The organism is Streptococcus sp. LYSM12, from assembly GCF_004569635.1.
In the GTDB taxonomy this organism is placed as follows: domain Bacteria; phylum Bacillota; class Bacilli; order Lactobacillales; family Streptococcaceae; genus Streptococcus.
Genome location: NZ_SPOZ01000004.1, coordinates 20,428 through 46,666, shown reverse-complemented (window position 1 = coordinate 46,666; position 26,239 = coordinate 20,428). Strand labels below are relative to the sequence as shown.

The window sequence follows — 26,239 nt, the reverse complement described above, 5'->3', positions numbered from 1 at the left end:
AGGGGATAGAGATGAGAGAGGATAAGAAAATGCATGCACACGTGACAAAAAGTGGCTACAAGTACTACACCCCACGTAGGACCGCCTCAGAGGCTCCACAAGCGCCTAAAGAAAGCAAGTGGAAGAAAGGGGCTAGGTGGACGAAACAAGCTCTTCTAGCAGGTTTTAAGAACCTTCCCGGCCTTATCATGAGGGCAGCAGTCCTCATGGTCACCACGCCCTTGATGATTCTTCTCTTTATCCTAAACTTAATCAAGAGCTTAATAGCGACGGCCATTGGTTGGTTTGTCTTTAAAGTAGCTTCTTACTTTATTCTGGGTTTTGGCATAGCAGGCTATACCTTTTTAATTCAAAAGGATATTCCAGCACCAGAATGGTTTAATAACATGATGACAGATTTTGTTTTCCCACATGGCATCCCAATCTATTACTGGTGGGAGACGACCATTATCGTTGTCTTATCCGTTATTACCGCCCTCTCTCTTACCCTCTATCCAAACGAGGCTTAAACCTCGTCATTCACTTATAGCACACAGGCACTAAGATTGTTCTTAGTGTCTTTTATTTTTAGAAAAGAAAGTGAGAAATAATCAATGCAAGCAGTTGTTAATTTTATCAACAATATTGGAAATATTGGTGGTCTAATTGGTCTTGGGTGGGCAGCCTGGGGAGTCTGGGACTTGGCCATTGGGATCCGGCGGGAATTGGATGACAAGAAGGACAAGGGGATTCAGAGTATGATTCTAGGTGCTCTCCTTGGAACGGTGCTCAAGGCTATTTTTTCAGCCCTTGCCGCAGGACTTCAAGCGATTGTCGTCTAGGACAAGGCAAAGGAGGTGGTTTCCATGAACCAATCCACACTAGATCAATTAACCAGGGGTCTTAAGGAGTATAATGCTACGGCCTATCAACTCATGGAGACGGTTGCTGGTTCTATGGAAAAGGTGGCTATCTTGCTTCTCTTACTCTTTATGGGGATGAACCTGCTCAACTGGCACCAACAGCTCAAAAGCAATGGTGGGGAACTTTCCCTGCAGCTCTGGATAGAGGAGATTCTCAAATATACCATTGCCCTTTTTCTCATCCTCTACGTGGACGAGATCTTCGACAGCCTGACCTGGCTCTTTAATGTCGTGATTAAGGGAGTGGCTAAACTAGGAATAAAAGAAGTAAAAACTGACATAGAGCCTACTTTTAAAAATTTAAATTGGGCCTCTAAAGGGATGCTTCAGATTGTCTATCATGTTGTTGACTTTATCGGTCAACTCTCGGCTAAGTTGTTGATCCTTTTGCGCTCCTTTACCCTCTATACCTACAAGGGGATCGCAAAGATTGTGGTCGCCTGCTACATGATGGAGAGCCTACGACCGATCTGCTTTGGCTTTTTTAAGCTCTACATTGCGGCCGTCCTTCAGGGATTGATTTTGGTTGTGGTCATCATGCTTTACCCAGCTATTGTGACCGATGATCTGTTGACGGTGGAAAAGACAGGAGCCTGGACCAGTGCCTTTGTGGCGATTGGCAAGGGCATTATCTACATTGTCATGCTCTTTGGCAGCCAACGTATGGCTAAGAATATTATGCAGGTGAATTAAATCCTTTTTGTGATATAATGAAATTAAAGGATGCAGGAGTTTTTGTATGGTAGTTTCAAAATTTTATGCAAAGTGGCGAAAACCTTCAGGAGAAGAAGAACTGGTCAACGCTTTTGATGCGTTAGCTTTGAAAGGGCGAGGACAGATAGTGACTCAACCTAAAGAGAGGGCAAGTCTTTATGATATCGAGACAGGTCTAAAAGTTACTCCCAATCGTGGTCATAAAAAAGATGGTAGGAATCAAGGACAGCCTTACTTTGCCTATTATTCGGGAGAAGAAAGTCCCCTAAAAGGAACCGAGGGCAATTTTGAATACTCGTCAGAACTCAATGCTTTTATCGAAGCCTTCAAGTCTATTAAAAGATTTCAAATTGGCTATGGCGAACATACTGCCTTTATTTTCCCAAAAACTATCTCTCCCATGAAGCGATTGGTTTTTGAAGACGAGGACTTTGTCATTTTAAAACTATGGATTGAGATTGACGAGACTTATCCCTATTCAGAATACTACCGCTTAAATGGTCAACTAGGTATCGAGTTTTATAAAACAAAGCGTCCGGAGCCTGCGAAGCGTATAAAGCTAGCTAAAAAAGGGATTCCTTTACTTGAAGCTAAAGCTCATTTTCCTGAGTCTACTGAAATTTATGTACCTGAGAAATTTGTTTCATTTGAACAAATCAGGGGAATTGCGGCGAAAGTAAGGGAAGTTTACCAGGAGAGAGACTATAAACTCTATGGGATATTTAATAAATACCACTTAGAAGCTTTTGTTTTTTTAGGCGACAATGAAAGGAGATACGAAACCTTGAAATCTTATGAAGAACAGTGCCAAGAGCTTCAGGCAGAAATTAGGCAGTTAGAAGAGTGCTTCAGTCAAAAAAGCGAGAAAGTTAACCAACTGAGAGAACAAATCAATCAAGCTGAGTCTCGATTAAGATGTTACTGTGAAAAAGAAGAATACTACAAAAATTTAGAGAAGGATAATGAGTTGCTGAAAAAGGAATGTCAACAGCTGACAGATAAGTCTAGGCGCTACTTTGAAGAAAGGAATGCGGCACAAGAGGAGACGAAATCCCTACGTAACCGTTCCTTCTTGCAACGGCTTTTCAATAAATAGTAAGATAACCGAACAGTTCTGAAAGCAGAGCTGTTTTTTTGATGGAAAGGATCATGAGATGAATTTAGAACAACTTAGACACAGACGAGATAAACTCATTCAGGATAATGAATGGATGGATCATCTAATCAAGGAAAAAGAGGAGGAACTATGGGAGAAAAAAGTTAGAGTGATTGCAGCGTCAGAACTGGCTCGCTCAGCTATGGAATCAGCCTTGCGCACAGCTGGTATTGTGGAGAGGTTTTATGGTCCCTACAAGCCTTCTCTTGAAGCGCAGAAAGGAAATCTATGACACGTTTAGGCAGTGAATTTTTAAAAGCCTTAGATAGCTATGAACGGCCAGTGATAGGTTACATTACCTTTCGGCAGCTGGTGCTACTCTTTGGTATAGGACTGACGGTACTTGTGACCTCGGTCCTTTTTTGGTTTCAGATGCCCAATGTTGTCCTGTATGGTGTTGGCTTGACTGTGCTAGCGCCTTTTGTGATCTTTGGGTGCCATATCGATGAAAAGATAAAAGATGAGTTGCGCTTTCTCTTGACCAAGCAAGAACGCACATATCAAACAGACTATGACAGAAAGGAATACACGAGAAATGATTTTGCTCAAGCGAAAACAAACCCCGAAACTCTCGAAAGCTGAAAAAGAAAAAGCTAAGCGGTTGAGGCGAACCATGACCGCTTCCACACAAAACAGCTTAAACTACCAGTACTTACCCCCTGACGGTCTCATGACCATCACAAACGACACTTACTCAAAAGCGTATCGCCTAGGTGATACTAGTTACATCACCGCTACAGATGATGAACGGATTGATGTGATCGAAACCAATGCGGATATTTTTAACTCTCTGGATATTGATAATGATCTACAGCTGCTGATCCTGAATCGGAGAGTTGAAACCAGTAGTCTAGCTACTATTCGCTATGAGCTAGTACAAGACGGCTATGATGACTATCGTAAGGAATACAACGCTATGATTAAGGAGCGTTTTTCCCAGGAACAAAATACCTTTAAGGTGGAGAAGTACCTGACGATTACGACCAGGGCAGACCAAGACCATCAAGCTAGACGAATCTTAGATGATACCGCAACGGTCATTGAAAGCCAGTACAGTGGTCTAGGAATTTCCTTCAAGGAAATGGATGGTTTGGAGCGCTTACGGGTCTTTCGCAAACTCTTACGACGTGAAGTCTTTTTGGACTTCACTTATGAGGATATTGCCCTTTCTGGCTTATCTACTAAGGATTTTATCGCTCCTTCTTATCTGAAGTTTGAGAAGGAACACATGAGAATTGACGATAGCTATGCTAGGGTTCTCTACGTCAAGCAGTATCCAACCTTCCTGAATGACAAACTAATCAAGAATATTCTGGATACAGGGATCGAGTTAGCGATCAGTCTCCATGCTAAGCCTTATGATACGGCAGCTGCCCTGAAGAAGATTAAAACGGTCAAGTCTAGTGTCCGACGTGAGATAATCAAAAGTCAAAAGGCAGCTGCTAAGGAAGGGTATGGCAGTGATTTGGCTGTTGGAGGCAAGGCGATTGAAACCTCCAAGGAAACGGAGAAATGGACAGAAGAACTTCAGGAAAATGATCAGAAGATGTTTTCTGGGGTAATGGCTATCTATTTGGTTGCGGATAGTCTGGAAGAGTTAAACAATTATACCGAACAAGTCCAGCGCTCTGTGCGTAAGAATACAGTCGATTTAGATAAGTGTTATCTCTATCAGGAAGAAGCCCTCAATACGATTTTGCCGATTGGTGTACCCTTTATCAATGTTAAACGTCGTTTTATGCGGGATATGACCACGAGTAACCTAGCGACACAAATACCCTTTACCAATGTGGACTTGCGCTCAAATAGCCCACGTGCCATTTATTATGGACAAAATCAACTCTCTAAAAATGCGGTAATGGTGGATCGTAAGCATGACTTAAATACAGGATCAGGGGTCATTTTTGGCATCCCTGGGTCCGGAAAATCGGTCCTTGCTAAAGCAGGGGAGATTATTCCAACCCTCTTACGCTATCCTGAAGATCAAATCATCATTATTGATGCAGAAGATGAATACACGGGGATTGGACGTGCCTTTGGTGCAGAAATTATCACGATTGCACCTGGTTCTCCTCACCATTTTAATTTACTTGATGTACCAGATAAGGATAAACTCCAGGCAGAAGATAATGATCCCATTGGCCAAAAGTCAAATCTTTTGTCTACGCTCTTTGAAAATATCTTCTCTGAAGTATCAGACGATGAGTTTGCCATGATTGACCGAGTGACTAGAAAAACCTATGAAGCCTATGAGTATCCAACCTTTAAGGATTGGCAAGCTGTTCTGGAAGAACAACCAGGAGAGATTGCGAAAATACTGGCTTTAAAAGCAGAGCCGTATACGAGAGGTTCCAATGATATTTTTGCGTACCCAACCAATGTCGATATGGAGAATCGCTTTATTATCTTTAATCTCAAGCAGTTAAGTGGAAAGCTCAAGCCCTTTGCACTTTTGGTCATTCAGGACTATATCTGGAACCAAGTAGTCAACCACCAAGGAAAAACAACAACACGTCTCTACTTCGATGAACTTCAGCTTTACTTCAAAAATAAACTCCAGTCCACCTTCTTTACCGAGTTATACTCTCGCATTCGTAAGTATGGAGCTATTTCAACGGGAATTACCCAGAATCCTGAAACTGTACTATCGACAGAAGAAGGACGCAAACTCGTAGCCAACTGTGAATTTATGGTTCTCCTGAAGCTCAAACGGACCGACCTAGAAGCCTTATCTCAGGTTATTCCTCTAACGCCTTCCTTAGAGCGCTTTGTCTTACGCCCCAAAGCCAAAGGAACGGGCTTGATTGTAGCTGGAGATACCATTGTTCCCTTTGAAAATCCTATCCCTAAAGAGACTAAACTCTATCAGCTAGTGGCGACAGATGGTTAGGAAAGTGAGGTGTAGTCAATGTATGACACGGATCCCAAGCAGGCAAGAAAAGAACGCAGACAGCGGATCAAAGAGGGAATAACCTCTAATCAGGGCAAGATCCCCAAAGAAGCTCGTTTAGACTCCAGAGCGACCTATGAGGTAGCCAAGAAGAATTACCGCCTGACTCAAAAAGACTATGCGCTTCATAAGCGACCACAGCCAACGGCCAAGGCTCTATTCTTTAAACAACAACGGGATAAGGTCAAGCTAGATTACCAAGTTGCTAAGACCATCTACAAGCGAGCTAAAAAAGCAGACGGCACTTATATCCCTAACCGTCTGAAAAGGCGAGCCAAACAAGGCACCCGAATGAAACTCAGACAGGATGTGGAACAAGCGATACGTGATAACGACACTTTGGGAGATGTCATCAAAGCCCGACAGGATATTCGTCAATTTCATTATCAGAAGAATGCTTCTAAACGTGCGCTTAATGCTGGAGGGAAACTAGCAAAGTATTCCTTCAAACACAGCTATGGCCAACTGAACCGAGCCTATAACTTTACCCGTGGTCGTGGCTATACCAGAACCCCTAAAGAGTTCTCATGGGAAGGAAAGCTCACGAAAAAGATGCGTCAGATGAGGCAACGTGCAGCACAGACAAAGGCAGGAAGAGTAGCCAAAGGAACAGGTAAGGCGGTGAAGGTCGTTTCAAAACCCATCCGCTCTATCCTAGCCAATCCTCTTGCCATTAAGTCTTATTTCCTGATGTTTCTTATCTTTGGGTTTTTCTCCCTTTTTATGAGCATTTTAGGAGGAAGTAGCCCTGTCCAACAAAATGAGTTTGACCTAAATCAATCCTGGCTTCAGATTAGTAAACGAGATCGGGAAAAATCCAATGATAAGGTGGATTATTGGACTAACATTGATGACGTGCTCTTTTTTATGAATTACCGCTACGGGAGTGAATGGAGTCCAAATAGTAAATGGAGCGAGGGAACAGGTGGTGAATGGGCTGGAAAGCTGGGCTTTAACCACTATTCAGATGCTCTCAACGACCTCTGGAATCATTTGAACGACGACCCTCAAAATCTGAAAAGGATGGCCGATCTGTATGATCCATCATCGGACTTAAAATGGGCTAAACTCACTAAGGAGGAGCTAGAGGATTACGAGGAGCTGGTGGATCTGACCAAAGAGGTCGGCCACTACCCCTCTTATCAGGAACTGGATAATCCCTTTTATAGTGAAGAAGATCCGTCTTATGCTAATCCTCTGGTTATCCTGAAGCGTTTTGGTTACACGTCGACAACAGAGGTTTACGAGAAAACTCAGTTGAAAGCGACACTTGGTCAATCCTTGAAGGCTCCCCTATCAGGAAAAATCAGCCTGCAAGAAGATACTGTTACTATTCAAACGCTTGATGTCAGTTTTAGCTTTGAAAAGGTTGGTAGTATCCGAGTATCTGATGGGGCGACAGTTGCTTCAGGAGAAGAAGTCGGCAAGGTTACCACAAATGGCTACCAAATCATTCACTACCAAAAGTTGGAAGAAAAAGAGATTAAGAACAAGAAGGCTAAGTGGACATCTGTCAATCCAGGTTTCTATTTCCAGTCCGTCGTCTACAATCAGACAACTTCTGTCTTAACAACGCTAGACGGTGACTTGGGACAAAAAGCTAAAGTCATTAAAGATTACCTGAAGCAAAAACTCCCAGGATTAACGGACAAGGGAGTAGCGGCCATGCTAGGCAACTTTGCGACAGAAAGCAATATCAATCCCAAGCGGGCTGAAGGAGATTATCTAGCTCCTCCTGTCGGTGTTTCCTCCTCTTCTTGGGATGATGAGGCCTGGCTATCTCTAAGTGGGCCAGCGATCTATAATGGAGCTTATCCAAATATCATTCATCGGGGGCTAGGGCTGGGACAATGGACAGATACAGCAGATGGTTCTGTTAGGCACACTCTTCTCTTGAACTATGCTAAAGCTAAGAACAAGAAATGGTATGACTTGGAGCTCCAGCTGGAGTTTATGCTGGAAGGGGATAGCCCTTACTATATTTCCATTGCCAAGGAGATTTTAACCAGCAACGATGATGTAGAGATATTGACAAAACGTTTCCTAAATAACTGGGAAGGAAACGCTGGAGATAAGCTCTTAGAGCGTCAAAACAATGCCAAACAAATCCATTCCTTTCTGACACAGCCAATTCTTGGGGGCGGTCAACTTGCTTCTTCCTGGAATTTCCCCGAAGAGTACCGTTCTAAAGTTACTAATCCACCGACGCAAAATGCTATGACTACCCAAAGCGGAAATGCTTATCCAATAGGTCAGTGTACCTGGTATGTCTATAATCGTCTAGTAGAGCTAGGCTCCATCAAGGATCTATCAGGAGCTTATAGCTCTCTTGGTAACGGCCAAGACTGGGTAAGAAATTTGGTAGCCAAGGGGTGGAAGTTCAGTATGACCCCTAAAAAAGGGGCAGTAGTCTCCGTCCTAGGTGGATTTGGAGGAACCTATCCGCAATATGGACATGTAGCCATAGTGGAGTATGTCAATCCTGATGGAACCTTCCTAGTCTCAGAATGCAATATCGCTGGAGTACAGGATAAGGTCCATTTTTCCGTCCTAACTCCCGCTCATTACTACACATTTGCGACACCTTAAACAAGAAAGAAGGAATATTTGATATGAAAATGATTGATACAGAGAAGTTGAAACTTTTAAAATTAGTAGGATTAGCCATAGTGACGATCGTTGTTCTGGGACTCGTTTTTTGGTTTAGTTTTGCCAGCACAAAGCCCAAAACATCAACGAAAGAAACAGCTCCCAAAACCCAACAGACCAAGAAAATGGAAGGAAGTGAGTTGACCGCAACCTATGTCAAGGATTTTTTATCTGCCTACTTCACAAAGAAAGATCTGGGAGAGAACCGTAATCGTTACCTCCCCTTTATGTCAGAAGCGGCCTACCAGCAGGAAATAAATGCAGAGGAAGAACCCTCTACCCAAACCTATAAGGGTTATGTGGTGGATACGAAATTAAAATCATCCACTGTTTATATTGATGGTGAGAACCACGTGGTTCTGGTCCAAGTGAGCTATACCCAAACCCAGCTTCAGAAAAAGTATGACTACACTAATGCCCAAAAAGATGTGCTATCAAGCAGTACATTACGTATCCGCTACGTGAAACAAGATGGGAAATACCTGGTTGGTCAGATTGAGCCAGTCTTAATTGTCGATACCCTTACAGCTAGTCAGGAGGCTGGTCTCCCTACCCTTAATCAACCGAACACTACACAGACTATAGAAGGAGAAGAAGAGAGATGACAAAATTAGAAACGCTTGAAAAACAACGCACTAAAGCTCAAGAGCGACGTGAGGACTTCCTAGCTAAGGCCAAGAAGGAGGAAGAAAAGCTGAAAGAGCTGGAGGTTCAGATTATTTTAGCCAAGCATGAGGAACGCTCGGACTATTTAGCTAAACATCATTTAACCTGGGCGGATATTGAAAAGGCTTTGGCAGAAGGAAGACTGAAAGGAGATACCAAGCATGTACCGTTTAACCAACCTGACACTGGACACGACAACAACCTACAAGAATAAGGACCTCGTTTATCAAGCACTGGAACGAGAAAATGCTAAAATTAAACACCATGAAGCAGAAAGTATGTTGCTGGTAGAAGAACTAGATAAAAAAGGCGTAGTCATCTATCAAGAAGACATACACCTCCCCTTTGACGGTATCGCAGATAGCCTGTTTCTACAAGCTGGAACGAATACAGCTGAAAATCCGTCAAAGACCAAGGGATTTTCCTTTCTGAAGCCTTCTGAGAAGACCATTGATCAAGAATTTACCTTGAGAGAGAACCAAGAGTTTAGAAAGCCTTTCTCAGACACAACCCTGGGGACTGACAGGCGAAAGAGAGTCTCTTTTTTGTGGCAAGGGTTCATGTTTGTAGGTTTAGTAGCGAGTATTGCGATGGCTGGTTCTATGACAAGCCTAGCTCTCAAACAAGGAAAAGAACTCAATAGCCTAAACCAACAAATCAAGAAACTTGAAACCCTTCAGGCTGAGACAGGAAAGCTGGATGCTTTTGTCCGTTATTTTCTTCCCCGTTATTATTCTGAACAAGGCTTACTAGATGATTTTGTGGCTCCCTCTCTCAAGCTGGTTAATCAGACAGGTCAACTCCAGTCTGTTATCATGGAATCAAGCTCGCAGACAGCCCCCAAGGTCTACCAGATGACCTATGTACTCTCTATTAAGGATGGGGAGAATAGGAGCCAGAAGCGCTTGATAGTGACTGTTAAAGTGGCTTCCTCTTCCCCTTACGGCTACCAGATAACGGATGAGCCAAAATTAGCGGACTATCCAAGTTAGAAAGAGGTAGACATGGATCAAGAACGAATCAGTCACTCCCTAACTCTAAAAGGGAAAATTACTGTGGAGATGACTATTCAAGCTCTTTATGCCTTGGCTAAAGCATGCCATGATCATAAGCAGTATAAAATGGATCATCGAACTTTCGAGGGTGAAACACGCTTTAACGAGTTTATGGCTACCAAATCCCAGAAGGACGTAGAACAACTCTTGAATAGTGAAGTTCATTTGGCCAAGCTCAAGCACTATCTGGAAGAATACAAGGTAGGGTTTAGCTACCAACAAAAAGGTGAGATAACCTACCTCTACTTTGAAAGTAAGAACCGCCTTTTGGCTGAAAAGGCCATTAAGGACATGTTAGCAGAGGTTACTAAGACTCCCGACAAATTGAAGGACTTCGCTAAAAATGTTTTGAGAAAACCTCATGAAATGCTTCCTGAAGAAAAGTTAGCCTATTATAAAAACTACACTGTTTATAAGGGCATGAGTCCGGTTGTCACAAAAGACCTTGGAAAGGAGAAAGCTAGATGATGAGAAAGCCGATCTGGCCCTACCTGCTGGTGGGGCTTTTGTCATTTATACTAGCTCAATCCCTATATGCTTACTATCAATTGTCGATACAAGCGGTTCCTTTTATAGGGATTCTACGACTGAACTGGCTTTTAGAGAACTGGCCCCTCTTTTCTTTGATGCTCTCTCTTGAGCCAGAAGCTTTGATGACTGGCCTTGTTGGCTTTGGTCTCCCTATGTTGCTGTATGTGTCTGGAGATAGGAGTTTCTATCGCCACGGGGAAGAACAAGGTAGTGCCCGCTTTGCGACATTGCGTGAAATGAAGCGCTTTGAGGACAAGGATAGTGATAAAAACATGATTTTTACTAAGCAGGTCAAAATGGGACTTTTTAACTTTAGGCTAGCCTATAACGTCCAACTTAATAAGAATGTGATTGTGATAGGTCTTCCAGGGGATGGAAAAACCTTCACCTTTGTATTGCCAAATCTGATGCAGTTGAACTCTAACTTTGTGGTCACAGACCCAAAAGGAAGCCTGGTACATGAGACGGGAAAGATGTTAGAAAGGCATGGCTATGCGGTTAAAGTCTTTGACCTAATCCATCTGAAGAACTCTGATCGTTTTAATCCTTTTCACTACATGAAGTCTGAGTTGGACATCGACCGTATCTCTGAAGCTATTACAGAAGGCACCAAGAAGAGTGAACATATGGGGGAAGATTTCTGGGTACAGGCGGAATTGATGTTGCAGCGGGCCTTAATTGGCTACCTCTATTTTGATTCCAAGGATCCTGAAACAGGAGCACAGCTTTATATGCCTAATCTAGGTCACGTGGCCGATTTGTTGCGGGGGATTTATCGTGAGGATCCCGACGTGCCTAGCCCAGTAGAGCAGATGTTTGAGGAGTTGGAAGAATTGCAACCAGGAAACTACGCCTACAAGCAATGGAAGCTCTTCCAGAATTTCAAAGGTGAAACCAGAAATAGCGTAGTAGCTATCCTATCTTCTCGTTATTCCATCTTTGACCATGACGACGTGAGAAAGCTCATTAGTGATGATACGCTGGAGATAGATACTTGGAACACCAAAAAGACCGCTGTCTTTATTGCCATTCCTGAGACTAATAACGCCTTTAATTTCTTGTCCTCTATCTTATTTGCGGTTGGCTTTGAAGTGTTAACCCATAAGGCAGATGATATTCTCCATGGTAGGGTTCCAGACTACAGCAGGAAGAATCTGAGACACATTCAATTTATTTTGGATGAGTTTGCACAGATCGGTCGGATTCCAAACTTTACTCAAATTCTATCTTCTATCCGTAGTCGGGAGATGTCCATTAAGATTATCCTTCAAGCAGTTAATCAGTTAGAATCCCTCTACAAGAGCGATTGGAAAACCATTTTTAATAACTGTGCAACTCATGTCTTTTTAGGGACCAATGATGAGGATACTATGAAATACTACTCGACCAGAGCTGGGAAACAGACTATCCGCACTAGGTCAACTTCTAAATCTCATAGTTACCGTAACGGATCATCTAGCGAAAACAAACAAATTCAAGGTCGACCACTCTTGACACCTGATGAAGTGGCCAGAATTGGTGTGGAGGAGGGCTTAGTTTTTATCTCCAAGCAGAATGTCTTTAGGGATCAAAAAGCTAATGTCTATGACCATCCGAGACAAGGAGAGATTGCCCATTCTCCTGAAGATGACAACTGGTATGACTATCAACGTCTAGGCACAGACATCGATGGTTTACTCCTTCATGCGCAGGACTTAGAGCCTCAATTAGAAGCATTGTTTGCAGCCTAAATAAATATTAGAAAGGAAACGATATGAATACACCAAACCTACGACTTGGCTTTTTAGAAAGTATTGGTCAAGTTTTAGCCTTGAAAACTGAAAATCTTACAGTAGAATATCCTGCAATTTGTAGATTATTGAAACAGGCAGATGAAGGAACCTTTTACCGACTTGCTCCCCATCTCTTTGTTGTAACAGACGTGAGAGAGCCGATAGTGGTTCAAGCCATTGAAGGCAATACAAGAGGATATAAACTATTTAAACAATTAGTAGAGGAGGGAATGTAATGGTTTTTACGAAAGCACAAGCAAAATCTTTGGCTATTTTGGATGTAGCTAGGAGCCTTGGGATGGAGATGAAACGTAGCTCCCATAAGGAATACCGATGGACGGAACACGATTCTTTGGTAATTGATACCAACAAGAATACCTGGCATTGGTATTCTCATACGGACAAATACGGAGATACCATTAACCTAGTGCAGGAAATGAGAGGCGTTAGTTACAGAGAGGCTATGCACTATCTTGAAACAGGAACCTTTCCTGAAGCAAAACCAGCGGAGGAAGTGAGGCAACCCTTCAAATATACTCTAGCACCCTATGAACAACCTTTTAGAGAAGCTAGAACTTACTTGAAGGAGATTAGAGGTCTGTCAGAGGAGACGATAGACTTTTTCTTGGAGAAAGGGGTTCTTGCTCAGGCTAGACGAAAAGATAGAGATGGCTTTACAGAAGATGTTTTGGTCTTCAAATACCTGGATAAAAATCAAAATATTGTAGGGGCTAGTCTCCAAGGATTAGTCCCTTATACTGATCGGCACGAAGGCAAAGGCTATCTCAAACAAATCATGTACCAGTCAGAAGGAATTGCGGGCTTAAACGTATCTATTGGCTCTCCCGATCGTCTCATTGTTGCCGAGGCTCCCATTGACCTAATGAGCTACTACGAGCTTCACAAGAGCGAATTAAACAATGTGAGACTAGTAGCTATGGAAGGGTTAAAAGAAGGCATTCTGTCTCGTTATGCCATGGAAGCTCTCCAGGAAAGGGGAGTTGTAAAGGAAGTTTCTTTAGACTATACACGATCCAAGGATTTAGCTCAAGTTTCTAACTTTCTATCTGAAACAGCACGTGTGACCACCCTGTTTCATGATGGCGAGTACCAGGATCTTATCACCTTGGCAGTTGATCAGGATAAGGCAGGAAGTGACTTCATCGAGCGACTAAGAGAAAAAAATATCCCAGTCATTGATGCCAGACCACCTAAAGGAGAGAGCAAAGAAAAGATGGACTGGAATGACTATTTAAACCAAGTTAAGAAGGAAAAACTGAAAATAGAAGACACTAAAAAAGCTCCTGACCGAAGTCAAGAGCCTTATAGCAATGCGGGCGATTCACATCGCAATCCCGATTTTTTAGGAGATTTGTCTCCAGGGGCAGCATCGAAGCCCGTTGTGGACGAACCACAACCTGATTTTCCTGTCATTGCTCCATTACAGTTTACCACTAAGGGAGAATGGATGTCAACTCTCAAATCTGGCTATCATGTGATTACTGACGGAGAGCTGAAGCGACTAAATAAATTTGCCCCAGGTTTACAAGCAACTGCTCAGTGGTATTTGAAAGAATTAGCCGGAAGTACCATTACGTATCTTTATCAGGACAAGGAAGGGATTGGAAGGTTAGACGTACAATTTTCTGACGAAAACTTTGCACATCTAACGGGTATCTCACCGAAGGAAATAGAGACAAAACAAGTTGTCTATGACTTTGCGAGTGGTAAGGGAGACTATGGCAATATTCAAGTTTCCCATGCCATTAAGGATAAGTCAATGGTGTTACCGTTATTACCAGATATTATATCCTCTCAAGCCTTTGTCTTTGATGACTTATCAACTGTAGAGAAGTTTCATAAAATTGATTTGGCACAAGCTATCAAGACAGAAGACGAAGATTTGTTAGTAGCCCTCAGGGATGTAGATGGTATTGGAGTACCCGCTTCAGTTATGAGAATAAAAGAAAAATTATCTCTGGAGTTAGAAGGAAAAGAGAAGGTTGTATTAGGTATTTATCGTGAACGTAATGGAAAGGTTGAGCAGCTATCACTTAATGATGACTATATCAAAGATGGTGGGAAACAATTACACTCCCTACTTCAATCAATAGAACAGGAGGAGGTGAAGTCTCCTAGAGAAATCATGCCAGAAAATACGGCCTATGTCTATAGCCAGTCACGCCAGAACGGGGAGGTCTTGCAACATGGAGATCTCTACTGGAAGGAAGATGCAGAAGCTTTGGTGCAGTCTTTACGAGAAGAGGGAGCTATCGCTTTTGTGTCTCAGAAACTTCTAACCAAGCCAGAAATATCACAGAGAACAGCAGAGTTATTAGTTGAAAATCCTGATTTGGAATGGACTCGTCCTTACTCTTCAACAGAATCTTTTGTCGATGTTAGGGGAGTGAGGCAAAAGAAATACGAGATTCCAGACACGAATCTTGAAGAATTAAAAGAAAAGGAAAATCTATCTCCGATTAGCCAACTGGATTCAGATGCGGATGGTGTATCTGATGATGAGGAGTTGGAACAAGGAACGAATCCGTATGATTTTCGCTCTAAGCCTGGTTCAAGATTTTTAGAAGAAAACAGTCTCGAATCTGAGGAAACAGTTCAAGTCTCTAGCGGTCTTGCAGTTGCAGATTTTATCAAAAATAAAGATTTGACTGGTCTTAATCGTCATCTCAAGGAGGGGATAAAAGAGTATTTGAATTCAGACAAGTATAAGGATTATCTAACCAAAATGAGTCAACTCAATAATTATTCTAGTCGTAACTTACGCCTCATTCTCGCTCAAAATCCCGAAGCTACTCAGGTCGCTTCCTTCAAGCAATGGAAGGAGACATTTGGTCGTCATGTCAAAAAAGGGGAGAAGTCTATTCGGATTTTTGCCCCTATGACCAAGATCAAAAAGGACGAGAACAATCAGCCAATCCTAGATAAAAATGGCAAACCAGAAACCGTCACCTTCTTTGGACTAGTTCCTGTTTTTGATGTGAGCCAAACAGCTGGGAAGGAGATGCCCAAGGCAGTTTCAGAAGTGAAGGAACAACTGACCGATTTAGACTATGCTAATCTCTACCGCGCCTTAATGGCTATTGCTAAGGAGAATGATGTGAGTGTCTGCTTTGATGAAATGGCTGGTAATCAGAAGGGGTATTATCACGTGACAGAGCATCAAATTGTCTTACGAAGTAACGACATGAACAAGTCACAGCTGATTAAAACCTTCATACACGAAACCGCCCACTCAGAGTTACACCATGCCAACAATCCGCAAAAAGAGCAACTGACTAGAAGCACCGCTGAACTCCAAGCAGAGAGTGTTGCTTATGTAGTGGCTTCATATTACGGGATTGATACGTCGGATTACTCTTTTGCTTACCTTGCAGGCTGGTCTGATGATAAGGAAACTCTAGCTGATCTTGAAGCCCAGCTTGATATTGTCCAACAAGAGGCAAAAAGTCTAATGGTTCGGATGGATCAACAGCTGGAACAGTTGCGCCTTTCTCAGGAGAAACAAGCTAAGCATCAATTTGAACAGAAGTTCCAAAAGTTTAAGGACCAATCGACACAAGCTATTCAAGAGTATAGGCAAGAACAGAAGGCAGAAGCTCACTCAAAAAAAGAGAAGGGTTTCTCGAAATGACCGAACGGGATACCCAAAAGAAACCCAAGGTCAAACTAAAAACATCACTACCCCAAGGAGGACAACACACATGACAGACCAACAAGAAAATCAACTACACCTTATCTTATCAGACTTTATTCCACTGATGGCTGGCGACATTATCCAGGGAGTTTCTCCTGAAGCTGAGAACTTAACCCGACAAAAAGTTTTAGATCAGCTCTTAGCAGATAAGGAATTATTTGACCAAGACGATGCCTCATTAGTGAGCTGGCAGGAGGAGAATATTCAACTCATAGAGACAATTAGTGATGAAGAGTTTCAAGTAGTGGTTGATGAGAGGATAATGTTAACGGAGTTACAAATAGGTCAATCACTCTTTCAACCACTCAGTGAAGAACACTTGGAAGTATTGGCTGAAAGATTTAAGTCACCTTCAGGAAATCAGGCACAAACTGAAGAAAAAACTGAGCAGAGGCCTTCTCTTTTAAAAAGTGTTTTAAATCGATTCAGCTAACTGTTTTGAAAAAAACGAAAGGAGAGCTCCCTTCAAAGAGGGAGTGCTAGGGGGTTGGGGATTTCCCCAATAATGAAAAAGGCAAGAAGGAAAATCGCAAGATGAACCTTCTTTGACCTTTTTTTGATTTCGCATTTGCCCGGGCAAATGCTACGCTTGCCACAAGGAAAGGAGGGGGAGGCTATGCCTCAAAAAACGTCAAATAGAAAGAGACCTATTCGCAAAGAAGTTTACTTCACCGAGCAAGAATACAAGCAAGTACAGCACGCTATGGAACAGATGCAGGCACAAACCTTCCAGTACTATGCCAAGAATCAGCTAGTACAGGGAAAGTTGGTTCAGATTGATTTTTCTGAGCTAAAGGCTCTACGAGTTGCGATCAATCGGATTGGAGGAAACATCAACCAAATTGCTAAGCATGCTAATGAAAATCAAGACATCACAAAAGAGGAGTTAGCTCAAGTTTTAGAACACCTTTCTGAACTCAAGGAGATGGTAGCGGTCAAACTATCTAGCGCAGAGAAGAAGAGTCTACAAGAACGAAAACGAACAGTGAGGACTTACGACGAATGGTAGCGATCAAACCACCCAAACAAATTAAAACACCCTTTAATTTAAAAATTGCAGTGCGCTATATTTTAAACAAAGCAAAATCAGTCATTCCACAACAAGAGTTTGAGACAGAAATTGATTTCCCTATCATTTGGAAAGATCATAAGCATCAAATTCATTTGGTATCTTCAAATGGTATTGAAGATTATTCGATTGCAGATGAGGAAATGGTTATGACCAAGTTAGCAGCTGCTTTCAAAAAAGGAGATGATGACCTCAAAGAATTAAACTCAGGAAAACAAGTCCTAGCTCATCATATCGTCCAATCGTTTTCCCCGGAAGATAATTTGACTCCTGAACAAGTCCATGAGATTGGCAGACAAACCATGATGGAATTTACAGGTGGGGATTATGAGTTTGTCATCGCAACCCACACAGATAAGGACCACCTCCATAATCATATCATTTTGTCTACCACTAATACATCAACATTGAAAAAAATGCGATGGCAGAAGAATACTCTTAAAAATTTGAGAGCAATCTCTGATAAGCATGCGGCGAAATACGGAGCTAAAATTATCGAGCCAACAATGAAAAATTCTTACACTAAATACTCTGCTTGGCGACGACAAAATAATTTTAGTCATGAAATCAAACAACGCTTAGATTTTCTTTTGAAGCAGTCAATATCGGTGGAGGATTTTAAACAGAAAGCCAAGGTGCTGGATCTTCAAGTAGATTTTTCTGGAAAATTTGTGAAGTATCGTTTACGGGTTCCTTTGAATGGAAAGCTCCAAGAAAAAAACACTAGAGATCGAACCTTATCAAAGAAGGGACGCTACTCATTTGAAAAAATAAAAGAACGTGTTGAAAAAAATCAGTTGGTCTATGATGTCTCTGAAATCAAAGAACGCTATCAAGAAATCAAGTCCGAAGCAGATAAGGATTTTGAATTAAAGCTAGAAGTAGCTAGTTGGCAAGTAGAGCAAGAAAGTAAACAAGGCATCTATATTCAAATGGATTATGGCGCTCTAAATAGTGGCACTATTTTAGTGCCTGCTCACAAAGTAGATAAGACGGAAGATGGCAATTACACGATTTATATCAAGGAAAAAGATTACTTTTATTTTCTCAATCCAGACCAGTCTCAAAAGAACCGTTACATGATGGGAATAACTGTCGCAAGACAATTAGCCAAACAAAATGGAGAAGTGCTTATCACAAAAAATCCTCACATATCATCCATGCGAGAACTCATTAAGGAATATAATTTCTTAGTGGAACACGGTGTAACAGATGGTATCCAATTTCAACAGTTGGAGGAACAATTCAATGACAAAATCGAGTCAACTCATCAAGAATTACAAGCCTTAGATGAACGACTAGCCTACTACCACAAAATCGAAGGGGCTTTACTTGCTATGGAGCAAATAACAGAAAATAGTTTAGCGGCGCTCCATTTGCTAGATGAATTAGGTGTCCCTAAAGATATTAGTCTTGAAGATGTAACACAGACCATCAAGCAGTTTGAGATAGAAAAAGGTGCACTCCAAGAATTTTTCGATGATGTCTTAAAGACCTATACGAATTATCAGGAGATGAAGGACAACATTCGCATTCGCGAAGCGAATCGTGAGAAACAGACAACTGACGAGAAGACACTATAATAGTTATTGAGACATCTTTTTGATATTAGTGTATAATAACAGAAAAAGAACAAGGAGACAGTCAATGAAGGATGCAAATCAACTAGATACAGAAAATAAGTCAGTGGCAAGATGTCTTTTTATAGATGGTGGCTTGCAAGATCTCAGACAGGCTTTATTAGATGCACTGATATCCCCAAATATGTCAAAAGAGGAGCTTCAACAGTGTCAGAAGGATATTGACGCTTTTTTAAAGGAAAGGGAAGAGCATTTAAAAAGTCGATGATTTTCTGAAAAAATCCTAATATTTTCAGTATAATAATGGTATGGTTAGATTTGATGAGAAAACTTTTGTGATTGAGATGGCTAGACAGCGTGAGAAGGAGTTTTTGAAATGGATTAGAGACTATGATGAACAAGTAGCTCCTATTATGCGACAACATGGTTATAAGCGAGTAGATAGTAGTGAGAGAACGGTTCTCTTTACTTTTGGAGAAATAGCTTTTGCTAGAAGCCGATGGCGAAAAGGGAAAGAAACACACTATCCCGTCGATGAGTGGTTAGGCTTAAAACCCTATATGCGCTATTCTCCTGAATTGATTTTTCACATGGCTAGACACGCCTCTGTCTTATCGTATCGTGAGGTTTGTCGGACCATCCAAATTGCTTACCACCTGGACGTGACGAAAGACGCTGTCTTAAAAGCAGTAAAGACAGCAGGGCGACTATTTTCAGAAAAGGAACGCTATCGGTTTTTCATGGAAGAGGAGCAACCGCAAAAAATCCAGGTAGACAAAATTTACCTGGAGGGAGACGGGGTGATGGTCAAAACAACATCTGGAGGTGATGAGCGGCATAATACGGAACTAGCCCATTTTCTCATTCATACGGGAGTTAAGAAAGTAGGGAATAGTCGCTATATTTTACAAAACAAGCATGAAATTATCCATGTAAACTATGAACGAGCCAAAGAAGAATTACTAGACTATCTCTACAACCATTTTGAGATAACAGATAACACTATTCTGATCACTAACTCAGATAATGGCAAGGGCTACACGAAGCGAGCTTTTCAGGAAATCAAGAAGGCTTTAGGGATTAGGCACCATGAACATTTTTGGGATGCTTACCATCTCAATGAGAAACTCAAAACTTTCCTGAAGCCTTATCCCGACTCGCTCCAGACATTAGCTTTTAAGGCAATCCAAACTCATCAAAAGGCCTTACTTGAGACGGTATTTGATACGATTGAGTCCCTCATTCAAAACGAAGACGAGTATGAGCGTTTCACGGTCTTTCGTCAAAAGCTGCTTAGAAATTTTAAGGAGACTAAACCACCTAAACTAAGAGGTCTATCTTCACATGGTATTGGTGTGATGGAGAGTCAGCACCGTAAAGTGACGTATCGCATGAAACATCGGGGTATGTACTGGTCGATTCAAGGAGCTTGTGCCATGGCTAGAATGATTCTCTTAGAACGAGTGGAGCAATTAGAGGAGCTCTTTTTTGGTGATTGGCGGGATCGGTATGAAGCCTTTAAAGATAGACGTTTTAGCGCAGGTCATTTGGTCAATCGTTCACCACATAAGGCGATGGTTGTCAAGCGTAGGCGATGGACATAGATAAACCTCGTAAACAAGAGCAAACCGCTAAAATAGTCATTTTTAGGGGTGTTTTTTGCATGATTTGCATAGAAGATATTTGCTTTTTTGCCTAAATGGTGGTACAATGATAATATCAAAAAACGAAAAAGGTGTAGAAGCAGGAACTCCTACACCACCGATTAAGGCAAACTAGAACTTTGCTTAATCAGTCTAAAAAAATTGTAACACATAGTGAACAATCTCGTCAAGACTGGGCAAAGGAAAAACTTTGTTTCAGTCTTTTTTCGGATAAAGAACCTAGAGTTTTCTTAGGTTATAAGGGTTAGTTGGACTTTCCCAAAAATTCAGACACATACATTCGGATGAAAATGATTGCACAATCTGAGATTTATGGTATAATACTAGGTGGAGCAACATCAGTGCGTGAAGCGGGTCAGGGGAGGAATCCAGCAGCCCTAAGCGATGTCGGGTGTGTGCTCTTTTTGTATTTTTTCTAACTTTTTAAAGGGGCCTTAGATCCTGTATAAATTAGAAAATATGTGATTTTTTCACAATTTTAAGAAAATGCGCCAAGTATTTTATGAAAATGAATGAAAATATAGAATTTCCTTGAAAAAAATTCAATAAAGCGTTATCATTAGCTATATAGAAAAAATGGAGGATTTAGAATGGCACATATCCAATTTGATTATTCAAAAGTTTTGGGACAATTTGTTGCTCCAACGGAATTGGAGTTTTTACAAAGCCAAGTGACAGCACTTGATGCGGACTTGCGGAACGGTACTGGAGCAGGAGCTGAGATGCTTGGCTGGCTTGATTTACCAGAAAACTATGACAAAGATGAATTTGCTCGTATTAAAGAAGCTGCAGCAAAAATCCAATCAGATAGTGATGTATTGGTGGTTATTGGAATCGGTGGTTCTTATCTCGGTGCAAAAGCAGCGATTGATTTCTTGAATACTTCTTTTGTAAACTTGCAGAGCAAAGAAGAGCGTAAAGCACCACAAATTTTATATGCAGGCAACTCAATCTCATCTAGCTATTTGGCTGATTTGGTAGAGTATGTGGCAGACAAAGAGTTCTCAGTCAATGTAATCTCAAAATCAGGTACAACCACCGAGCCTGCGATTGCATTCCGTGTCTTTAAAGAATTGCTTGTGAAAAAATACGGTCAAGAGGAAGCTAATAAACGTATTTACGCAACCACTGACCGTGAGCGTGGAGCTGTTAAGGTAGAAGCTGATGCAAATGGTTGGGAAACATTCGTTGTTCCCGACAATGTCGGTGGACGTTTCTCTGTTTTGACAGCGGTAGGATTGCTTCCGATTGCAGCATCAGGAGCAGACATTACAGCTCTTATGGAGGGGGCGAATGCGGCGCGCAAGGATTATGCTTCTGACAAGATTGCAGAAAACGAAGCTTACCAATATGCTGTTGTTCGCAATATCCTTTACAGAAAAGGCTACGTGACTGAAATCTTAGCCAATTATGAGCCATCATTGCAATACTTTAGCGAATGGTGGAAACAACTAGCTGGTGAATCAGAAGGTAAGGATCAAAAAGGTATTTACCCAACTTCAGCGAACTTCTCAACCGACTTACACTCACTTGGTCAATTTATTCAAGAAGGCTATCGTAACCTCTTTGAAACAGTCATCCGTGTCGATAATCCAAGAAAAAATATCTTGATTCCAGAACTATCAGAAGACTTGGACGGACTCGGCTATCTTCAAGGAAAAGATGTTGATTTCGTGAATAAAAAGGCAACCGACGGTGTGCTTCTTGCGCATACAGATGGTGGAGTACCAAACATGTTTGTCACTCTACCACAGCAAGATGAGTTTACACTTGGGTATACAATCTACTTCTTTGAACTTGCGATTGCTCTTTCAGGTTATCTCAATGGCGTAAATCCATTTGACCAACCAGGAGTAGAAGCCTACAAGAAAAACATGTTTGCCCTCCTTGGAAAACCAGGTTTTGAAGAGTTGGGAGCAGAGTTGAACGCCCGTCTTTAATTCCTCAATAGAAAGCATAGAACCAACCAAATGGTTGGTTTTTTAGTTTGGTTTGAAGACTTTATTGATGACAATGCAGTGGAGAGGAGTTTTTCCACATAGATTTAGACGATGTATTGGAAAAAACATCCGAGTATGAGTGCTTATTTCTATCTTGAGGAGGAGCTTAATCGTGCTTTCTAGTCTTATATAGTCATTTCGTTTCTCTTTTGTTCCTTCGTTCACTCGCTTTGCCGTACTCTAGTACAGCCTGCAGCTCCTTGCCTAGTACTAAAAGTACACTAAAAGACTATATGATCAAGTACAGTCCAAATGTGAACACATTCCTGTGTTTTATTTGGTCTTTTTGTATGCGCTTGCAAAGAATATAATGAGGGTAAGAAAATAAAAAATAAAGAAAAGGAGACAATAGAATGGAGATTTTGAAGAACATTCTTGATTGGTTTTCGCAAAATATTTTGCAGAATCCAGCCTTCTTCGTCGGACTTTTGGTCCTTGTTGGTTATGCCCTCTTGAAAAAGCCGGGACACGATATCTTTGCAGGATTTGTGAAGGCAACGGTCGGGTATATGATTTTGAACGTAGCAGCAGGAGGTCTGGTGACAACTTTCCGACCAATCCTTGCAGCGCTCAATTTTAAGTTTAATATTGGTGCAGCCGTTATCGATCCTTACTTTGGATTGACGGCAGCCAACACTAAAATTCAAGAAATGTTTCCAGACTTTGTTGGAGCAGCGACAACAGCGCTATTGATAGGGTTTGGGATTAATATTTTACTTGTTGCTCTTCGTAAGATTACCAAGGTTCGAACCTTATTCATCACAGGTCATATCATGGTTCAACAAGCAGCGACGATTTCGCTTATGGTACTCTTTCTTATTCCGCAATTACGCAACGGTTTTGGTGTGACAGCTATCGGAATCATCTGTGGTCTTTACTGGGCAGTCAGCTCGAATATGACTGTAGAAGCTACTCAACGCTTGACAGGTGGAGGTGGCTTTGCTATCGGACACCAACAACAATTTGCCATTTGGTTTGTTGATAAGATTGCTGGAAAACTCGGTAAAAAAGAAGAAAACTTGGATAACTTGAAATTGCCAAAATTCTTGTCTATTTTCCACGATACAGTGGTTGCTTCTGCAACCTTGATGTTAATCTTCTTTGGTACCATTCTTTTAGTCTTAGGTCCAGAAGTGATGGCCAATAAAGAAGTCATTACCTCAGGAACGCCGTTCAATCCTGCAAAGCAAGACTTCTACATGTACATTATCCAAACAGCCTTTACATTCTCTGTATACCTCTTTATCTTGATGCAAGGGGTACGGATGTTCGTGACTGAATTGACGAATGCTTTCCAAGGTATTTCAAGTAAACTTCTTCCAGGGTCATTCCCAGCGGTAGACGTTGCAGCTTCTTACGGTTTTGGCTCTCCGAATGCGGTACTTTCTGGCTTTGCCTTTGGATTGATCGGACAACTTATTACTATTGTACTGTTGATTGTCTTTAAGAATCCAGTCCTCATCATAACTGGTTTTGTACCAGTATTCTTTGACAATGCAGCGATTGCGGTTTATGCAGATAAGCGCGGTGGCTGGAAAGCAGCGGTTATTTTATCCTTTATCTCAGGTGTGCTTCAAGTAGCTCTGGGTGCTGCTTGTGTTGCCCTACTTGATTTGGCAGCTTACGGTGGCTACCATGGAAATATTGACTTTGAAGTTCCGTGGTTAGGATTTGGCTATCTCTTCCAAGCGCTGGGTATTATTGGGTATATCTTGGTATGTGTGCTCTTCCTTGCAATTCCGCAAATCCAATTTGCTAGAGCTAAAGACAAAGAAGCGTATTATCGTGGAGAAGCCCAAGAATAAATCTCACTCATCAAAAATCCTATAAGGCATCTGAAATAGTTTCAGTTAGCTAGGTTGAAGAAGTGAGCTGTAGTGAGAGGGATTTGCAATAGCGAGACTTTGAAAGCTTGGCTTCAAAATGCTTATCGGCGATTGGAGATGAAGAGGAAAACCTCATCATCTAGTCTATTGGACTGGTGGAAGTTGACTCACATTTGCATAGTATAAGAAGACTCAAAAAATAGCATTAAGCAATCAGTTTGTATTTTCAGAAATTAACAATCATTCATCAGGAGGAAAAGAAAATGGTTAAAGTATTGACAGCATGTGGAAACGGTATGGGCTCATCTATGGTGATTAAGATGAAGGTGGAAAATGCCCTTCGTAATCTTGGTCAAAGTGATTTTACGGTTAACTCTTGTAGCGTGGGTGAGGCAAAAGGCCTTGCGGCAGGGTACGATATTGTTATTGCTTCTGTTCATTTGATTGATGAACTGCAGGGACGGACTAATGGTAAATTAGTCGGTCTTGACAACCTCATGGACGATAACGAGATTAAGGCAAAATTGCAAGAAGTTTTATAGTGACTCTTTGAGCATAAATAGTAATGATTTAGAGGCTGGGATGAACACTCCCAGATAAAAGCAGAGGAGAAGCTATATGAATTTGAAAAAAGCCTTTACAGAAAACCAGTCAATCCGTCTTGGCTTGACAGCAGAAACTTGGGAAGAAGCAGTGCGCTTAGCAGTTGCCCCCTTGATTGAAAGCGGAGCGGTTACAGAAGAGTATTATCATGCGATTATTGAATCGACGAATGAATACGGTCCGTACTATATCTTGATGCCAGGTATGGCTATGCCACATGCTCGTCCAGAAGCAGGTGTGGTACGTGATGCCTTTGCTCTTATTACCTTGACAAAACCGGTTGTATTTTCAGACGGTAAGGAAGTCAGTGTTCTTTTAACGCTTGCTGCGACAAGTTCAGATATTCATACATCTGTTGCGATTCCGCAAATTATTGCCCTCTTTGAATTGGAAAATTCTATCGAGCGCTTGGTGAATTGCCAGTCAGAAGAAGAAGTTCTTGCCATGGTAGAAGAGTCTAAAAATAGTCCATATCTTGAAGGATTGGATTTAGACTCATAATATAGTTATTTTGACTATGGAACACGCCCTAAACTCTATGCGAAAAAGGGGCGAAGCCATTGCGAACTACGTTCACTTACGGATATGGCTCCCTTTAGGGGGACGAAGCCATTGCGAACTACGTTCACTTACGGATATGGCTCCCTTTAGGGGGATGAAGCCGTTGTGAACTATGTTCACTTACGGATATGGCTCCCTTTAGGGGGGCGAAGCCATTGCGAACTACGTTCACTTACGGATATGGCTCCCTTTAGGGGGACGAAGCCATTGCGAACTACGTTCACTTACGGATATGGCTCCCTTTAGGGGGACGAAGCCGTTGTGAACTATGTTCACTTACGGATATGGCTCCCTTTAGGGGAACGAAGCCGTTGCAAATTTTAGTTGCTCCAAAGGTATAGTCTACCTCTGGATATACGGGTCTCTGAGCTTAACAACTAGAAAGCAGAGAATAGGCTGAAAAGCTCCATTGGAGCTTTTCACTCGCCAGATTTTCTACTTTTACCGTAGCTGTTGCAGGTTGTGCCTGCTTTACAGATATGGAAGAAACTATCCAGCGGAGAGTTTCTTAGACACAGGGTACATTCGCTTTTTATACGCCCTTGTATCTTGATGTAATTGAACTCGGGCTAAAAGCTGTGTAAAAAAGAGACGAAGCCGTTGCGAATTATGTTCGCTTACGGCTACGGCTACCTTTAGGTATAAATACTCCTAGAAGCAGAAGCTTCCTCGTCGTATTTCCTATTTTTCATTCGCTTTTTATACGCCCTTGTATCTTGATGTAATTGAACGCGGGCTACAACTCTTTGACAAAAAGACCAATCTCATTGGTTGCAAGCCAACCTGCTTCGATTGCCTATTTTGTCTAGGAGTTGCTTCACGCCCT

General features: G+C 41.7%; 24 protein-coding genes and 1 other RNA gene. All 25 read left to right on the top strand.

Annotation, left to right across the window (positions count from 1 at the left end; genetic code table 11):
• Nucleotides 1-11 precede the first annotated feature (11 nt).
• The gene (locus tag E4T79_RS01910; protein ID WP_135027097.1) at nucleotides 12-509 is read left to right on the top strand and encodes a hypothetical protein; all 498 of its coding nucleotides are present in this window, start codon (nucleotides 12-14) and stop codon (nucleotides 507-509) included.
• 84 nt (nucleotides 510-593) lie between these two features.
• The gene (locus tag E4T79_RS01905) at nucleotides 594-821 is read left to right on the top strand and encodes a hypothetical protein (RefSeq protein WP_135027095.1); all 228 of its coding nucleotides are present in this window, start codon (nucleotides 594-596) and stop codon (nucleotides 819-821) included.
• A 24-nt stretch (nucleotides 822-845) separates the two neighbouring features.
• Nucleotides 846-1,595 carry a hypothetical protein gene (locus E4T79_RS01900; RefSeq protein ID WP_135027093.1) on the top strand — a complete coding sequence of 250 codons (750 nt, stop codon included), beginning with the start codon at nucleotides 846-848 and terminating at the stop codon, nucleotides 1,593-1,595.
• Between the two features lie 46 nt (nucleotides 1,596-1,641).
• Nucleotides 1,642-2,712 carry a hypothetical protein gene (locus tag E4T79_RS01895; protein ID WP_135027091.1) on the top strand — a complete coding sequence of 357 codons (1,071 nt, stop codon included), beginning with the start codon at nucleotides 1,642-1,644 and terminating at the stop codon, nucleotides 2,710-2,712.
• Nucleotides 2,713-2,770: 58 nt separating this feature from the next.
• Nucleotides 2,771-3,004 carry a hypothetical protein gene (locus E4T79_RS01890; RefSeq protein WP_135027089.1) on the top strand — a complete coding sequence of 78 codons (234 nt, stop codon included), beginning with the start codon at nucleotides 2,771-2,773 and terminating at the stop codon, nucleotides 3,002-3,004.
• Complete coding sequence (locus E4T79_RS01885) at nucleotides 3,001-3,354, top strand: PrgI family protein (RefSeq protein ID WP_135027087.1); 354 nt, start codon at nucleotides 3,001-3,003, stop codon at nucleotides 3,352-3,354. The genes E4T79_RS01890 and E4T79_RS01885 overlap by 4 nt, the downstream gene beginning before the upstream one ends.
• A complete protein-coding gene (locus tag E4T79_RS01880) occupies nucleotides 3,308-5,662 on the top strand; it encodes a VirB4-like conjugal transfer ATPase, CD1110 family (RefSeq protein WP_135027085.1) in 2,355 nt (784 codons plus the stop codon). The genes E4T79_RS01885 and E4T79_RS01880 overlap by 47 nt, the downstream gene beginning before the upstream one ends.
• Before the next feature lie 18 nt (nucleotides 5,663-5,680).
• On the top strand, nucleotides 5,681-8,311 hold the full coding sequence (locus E4T79_RS01875) for a phage tail tip lysozyme (RefSeq protein ID WP_135027084.1): 2,631 nt from the start codon (nucleotides 5,681-5,683) through the stop codon (nucleotides 8,309-8,311).
• 23 nt (nucleotides 8,312-8,334) lie between these two features.
• A complete protein-coding gene (locus E4T79_RS01870) occupies nucleotides 8,335-8,976 on the top strand; it encodes a hypothetical protein (RefSeq protein WP_135027083.1) in 642 nt (213 codons plus the stop codon).
• A complete protein-coding gene (locus E4T79_RS01865; protein WP_135027082.1) occupies nucleotides 8,973-9,251 on the top strand; it encodes a type III restriction endonuclease in 279 nt (92 codons plus the stop codon). The genes E4T79_RS01870 and E4T79_RS01865 overlap by 4 nt, the downstream gene beginning before the upstream one ends.
• Nucleotides 9,199-10,029 (top strand): hypothetical protein, encoded by an 831-nt coding sequence (locus tag E4T79_RS01860; protein WP_135027080.1) that lies wholly within the window; start codon nucleotides 9,199-9,201, stop codon nucleotides 10,027-10,029. Before E4T79_RS01865 ends, E4T79_RS01860 begins: the two co-directional genes overlap by 53 nt.
• A gap of 12 nt (nucleotides 10,030-10,041) precedes the next feature.
• Nucleotides 10,042-10,560, top strand: a complete 519-nt coding sequence (locus E4T79_RS01855; RefSeq protein ID WP_135027078.1) for a hypothetical protein — start codon at nucleotides 10,042-10,044, stop codon at nucleotides 10,558-10,560.
• Nucleotides 10,557-12,353: a VirD4-like conjugal transfer protein, CD1115 family gene (locus E4T79_RS01850; RefSeq protein ID WP_135027076.1), complete on the top strand. Its 1,797-nt coding sequence runs from the start codon at nucleotides 10,557-10,559 to the stop codon at nucleotides 12,351-12,353. Before E4T79_RS01855 ends, E4T79_RS01850 begins: the two co-directional genes overlap by 4 nt.
• Before the next feature lie 23 nt (nucleotides 12,354-12,376).
• Complete coding sequence (locus tag E4T79_RS01845; protein ID WP_135027074.1) at nucleotides 12,377-12,631, top strand: hypothetical protein; 255 nt, start codon at nucleotides 12,377-12,379, stop codon at nucleotides 12,629-12,631.
• On the top strand, nucleotides 12,631-16,047 hold the full coding sequence (locus E4T79_RS01840; protein WP_135027072.1) for a PBECR4 domain-containing protein: 3,417 nt from the start codon (nucleotides 12,631-12,633) through the stop codon (nucleotides 16,045-16,047). Before E4T79_RS01845 ends, E4T79_RS01840 begins: the two co-directional genes overlap by 1 nt.
• Before the next feature lie 70 nt (nucleotides 16,048-16,117).
• On the top strand, nucleotides 16,118-16,543 hold the full coding sequence (locus E4T79_RS01835) for a hypothetical protein (RefSeq protein WP_135027070.1): 426 nt from the start codon (nucleotides 16,118-16,120) through the stop codon (nucleotides 16,541-16,543).
• Between the two features lie 183 nt (nucleotides 16,544-16,726).
• Entirely contained in the window at nucleotides 16,727-17,119 is a 393-nt protein-coding gene (gene mobC, locus E4T79_RS01830) for a plasmid mobilization relaxosome protein MobC (RefSeq protein WP_135027068.1), read from the top strand.
• Nucleotides 17,113-18,762, top strand: coding sequence for a relaxase/mobilization nuclease domain-containing protein (locus tag E4T79_RS01825; protein WP_135027066.1), 1,650 nt, complete (start codon nucleotides 17,113-17,115; stop codon nucleotides 18,760-18,762). The genes mobC and E4T79_RS01825 overlap by 7 nt, the downstream gene beginning before the upstream one ends.
• 64 nt (nucleotides 18,763-18,826) lie before the next feature.
• Nucleotides 18,827-19,027 carry a hypothetical protein gene (locus E4T79_RS01820; RefSeq protein WP_135027064.1) on the top strand — a complete coding sequence of 67 codons (201 nt, stop codon included), beginning with the start codon at nucleotides 18,827-18,829 and terminating at the stop codon, nucleotides 19,025-19,027.
• Nucleotides 19,028-19,067: 40 nt separating this feature from the next.
• On the top strand, nucleotides 19,068-20,363 hold the full coding sequence (locus E4T79_RS01815; protein WP_194183757.1) for an ISLre2 family transposase: 1,296 nt from the start codon (nucleotides 19,068-19,070) through the stop codon (nucleotides 20,361-20,363).
• A 382-nt stretch (nucleotides 20,364-20,745) separates the two neighbouring features.
• Nucleotides 20,746-20,835, top strand: an RNA gene (gene ffs, locus E4T79_RS01805) — signal recognition particle sRNA small type.
• 178 nt (nucleotides 20,836-21,013) lie between these two features.
• Nucleotides 21,014-22,363, top strand: coding sequence for a glucose-6-phosphate isomerase (locus tag E4T79_RS01800; RefSeq protein ID WP_135027062.1), 1,350 nt, complete (start codon nucleotides 21,014-21,016; stop codon nucleotides 22,361-22,363).
• Nucleotides 22,364-22,776: 413 nt separating this feature from the next.
• Entirely contained in the window at nucleotides 22,777-24,228 is a 1,452-nt protein-coding gene (locus E4T79_RS01795) for a PTS ascorbate transporter subunit IIC (RefSeq protein WP_135027060.1), read from the top strand.
• 284 nt (nucleotides 24,229-24,512) lie between these two features.
• Nucleotides 24,513-24,791, top strand: coding sequence for a PTS sugar transporter subunit IIB (locus E4T79_RS01790; protein ID WP_119875546.1), 279 nt, complete (start codon nucleotides 24,513-24,515; stop codon nucleotides 24,789-24,791).
• A 76-nt stretch (nucleotides 24,792-24,867) separates the two neighbouring features.
• Complete coding sequence (locus tag E4T79_RS01785) at nucleotides 24,868-25,353, top strand: PTS sugar transporter subunit IIA (RefSeq protein WP_135027058.1); 486 nt, start codon at nucleotides 24,868-24,870, stop codon at nucleotides 25,351-25,353.
• Nucleotides 25,354-26,239 lie beyond the last annotated feature (886 nt).

Excerpts from the sequence above, each read along its gene's own strand:
- E4T79_RS01870 (WP_135027083.1), top strand. The coding sequence starts at position 8,335 with ATGAAAATGATTGATACAGAGAAGTTGAAACTTTTAAAATTAGTAGGA.
- E4T79_RS01825 (WP_135027066.1), top strand. The coding sequence starts at position 17,113 with ATGGTAGCGATCAAACCACCCAAACAAATTAAAACACCCTTTAATTTA.
- E4T79_RS01800 (WP_135027062.1), top strand. The coding sequence starts at position 21,014 with ATGGCACATATCCAATTTGATTATTCAAAAGTTTTGGGACAATTTGTT.
- E4T79_RS01905 (WP_135027095.1), top strand. The coding sequence starts at position 594 with ATGCAAGCAGTTGTTAATTTTATCAACAATATTGGAAATATTGGTGGT.
- E4T79_RS01855 (WP_135027078.1), top strand. The coding sequence starts at position 10,042 with ATGGATCAAGAACGAATCAGTCACTCCCTAACTCTAAAAGGGAAAATT.
- E4T79_RS01910 (WP_135027097.1), top strand. The coding sequence starts at position 12 with ATGAGAGAGGATAAGAAAATGCATGCACACGTGACAAAAAGTGGCTAC.
- E4T79_RS01900 (WP_135027093.1), top strand. The coding sequence starts at position 846 with ATGAACCAATCCACACTAGATCAATTAACCAGGGGTCTTAAGGAGTAT.
- E4T79_RS01890 (WP_135027089.1), top strand. The coding sequence starts at position 2,771 with ATGAATTTAGAACAACTTAGACACAGACGAGATAAACTCATTCAGGAT.
- E4T79_RS01865 (WP_135027082.1), top strand. The coding sequence starts at position 8,973 with ATGACAAAATTAGAAACGCTTGAAAAACAACGCACTAAAGCTCAAGAG.
- E4T79_RS01835 (WP_135027070.1), top strand. The coding sequence starts at position 16,118 with ATGACAGACCAACAAGAAAATCAACTACACCTTATCTTATCAGACTTT.
- E4T79_RS01790 (WP_119875546.1), top strand. The coding sequence starts at position 24,513 with ATGGTTAAAGTATTGACAGCATGTGGAAACGGTATGGGCTCATCTATG.
- E4T79_RS01875 (WP_135027084.1), top strand. The coding sequence starts at position 5,681 with ATGTATGACACGGATCCCAAGCAGGCAAGAAAAGAACGCAGACAGCGG.
- E4T79_RS01860 (WP_135027080.1), top strand. The coding sequence starts at position 9,199 with ATGTACCGTTTAACCAACCTGACACTGGACACGACAACAACCTACAAG.
- E4T79_RS01885 (WP_135027087.1), top strand. The coding sequence starts at position 3,001 with ATGACACGTTTAGGCAGTGAATTTTTAAAAGCCTTAGATAGCTATGAA.
- E4T79_RS01895 (WP_135027091.1), top strand. The coding sequence starts at position 1,642 with ATGGTAGTTTCAAAATTTTATGCAAAGTGGCGAAAACCTTCAGGAGAA.
- E4T79_RS01840 (WP_135027072.1), top strand. The coding sequence starts at position 12,631 with ATGGTTTTTACGAAAGCACAAGCAAAATCTTTGGCTATTTTGGATGTA.
- E4T79_RS01850 (WP_135027076.1), top strand. The coding sequence starts at position 10,557 with ATGATGAGAAAGCCGATCTGGCCCTACCTGCTGGTGGGGCTTTTGTCA.
- E4T79_RS01815 (WP_194183757.1), top strand. The coding sequence starts at position 19,068 with ATGGTTAGATTTGATGAGAAAACTTTTGTGATTGAGATGGCTAGACAG.
- E4T79_RS01880 (WP_135027085.1), top strand. The coding sequence starts at position 3,308 with ATGATTTTGCTCAAGCGAAAACAAACCCCGAAACTCTCGAAAGCTGAA.
- E4T79_RS01785 (WP_135027058.1), top strand. The coding sequence starts at position 24,868 with ATGAATTTGAAAAAAGCCTTTACAGAAAACCAGTCAATCCGTCTTGGC.
- E4T79_RS01820 (WP_135027064.1), top strand. The coding sequence starts at position 18,827 with ATGAAGGATGCAAATCAACTAGATACAGAAAATAAGTCAGTGGCAAGA.
- E4T79_RS01845 (WP_135027074.1), top strand. The coding sequence starts at position 12,377 with ATGAATACACCAAACCTACGACTTGGCTTTTTAGAAAGTATTGGTCAA.
- E4T79_RS01795 (WP_135027060.1), top strand. The coding sequence starts at position 22,777 with ATGGAGATTTTGAAGAACATTCTTGATTGGTTTTCGCAAAATATTTTG.
- mobC (WP_135027068.1), top strand. The coding sequence starts at position 16,727 with ATGCCTCAAAAAACGTCAAATAGAAAGAGACCTATTCGCAAAGAAGTT.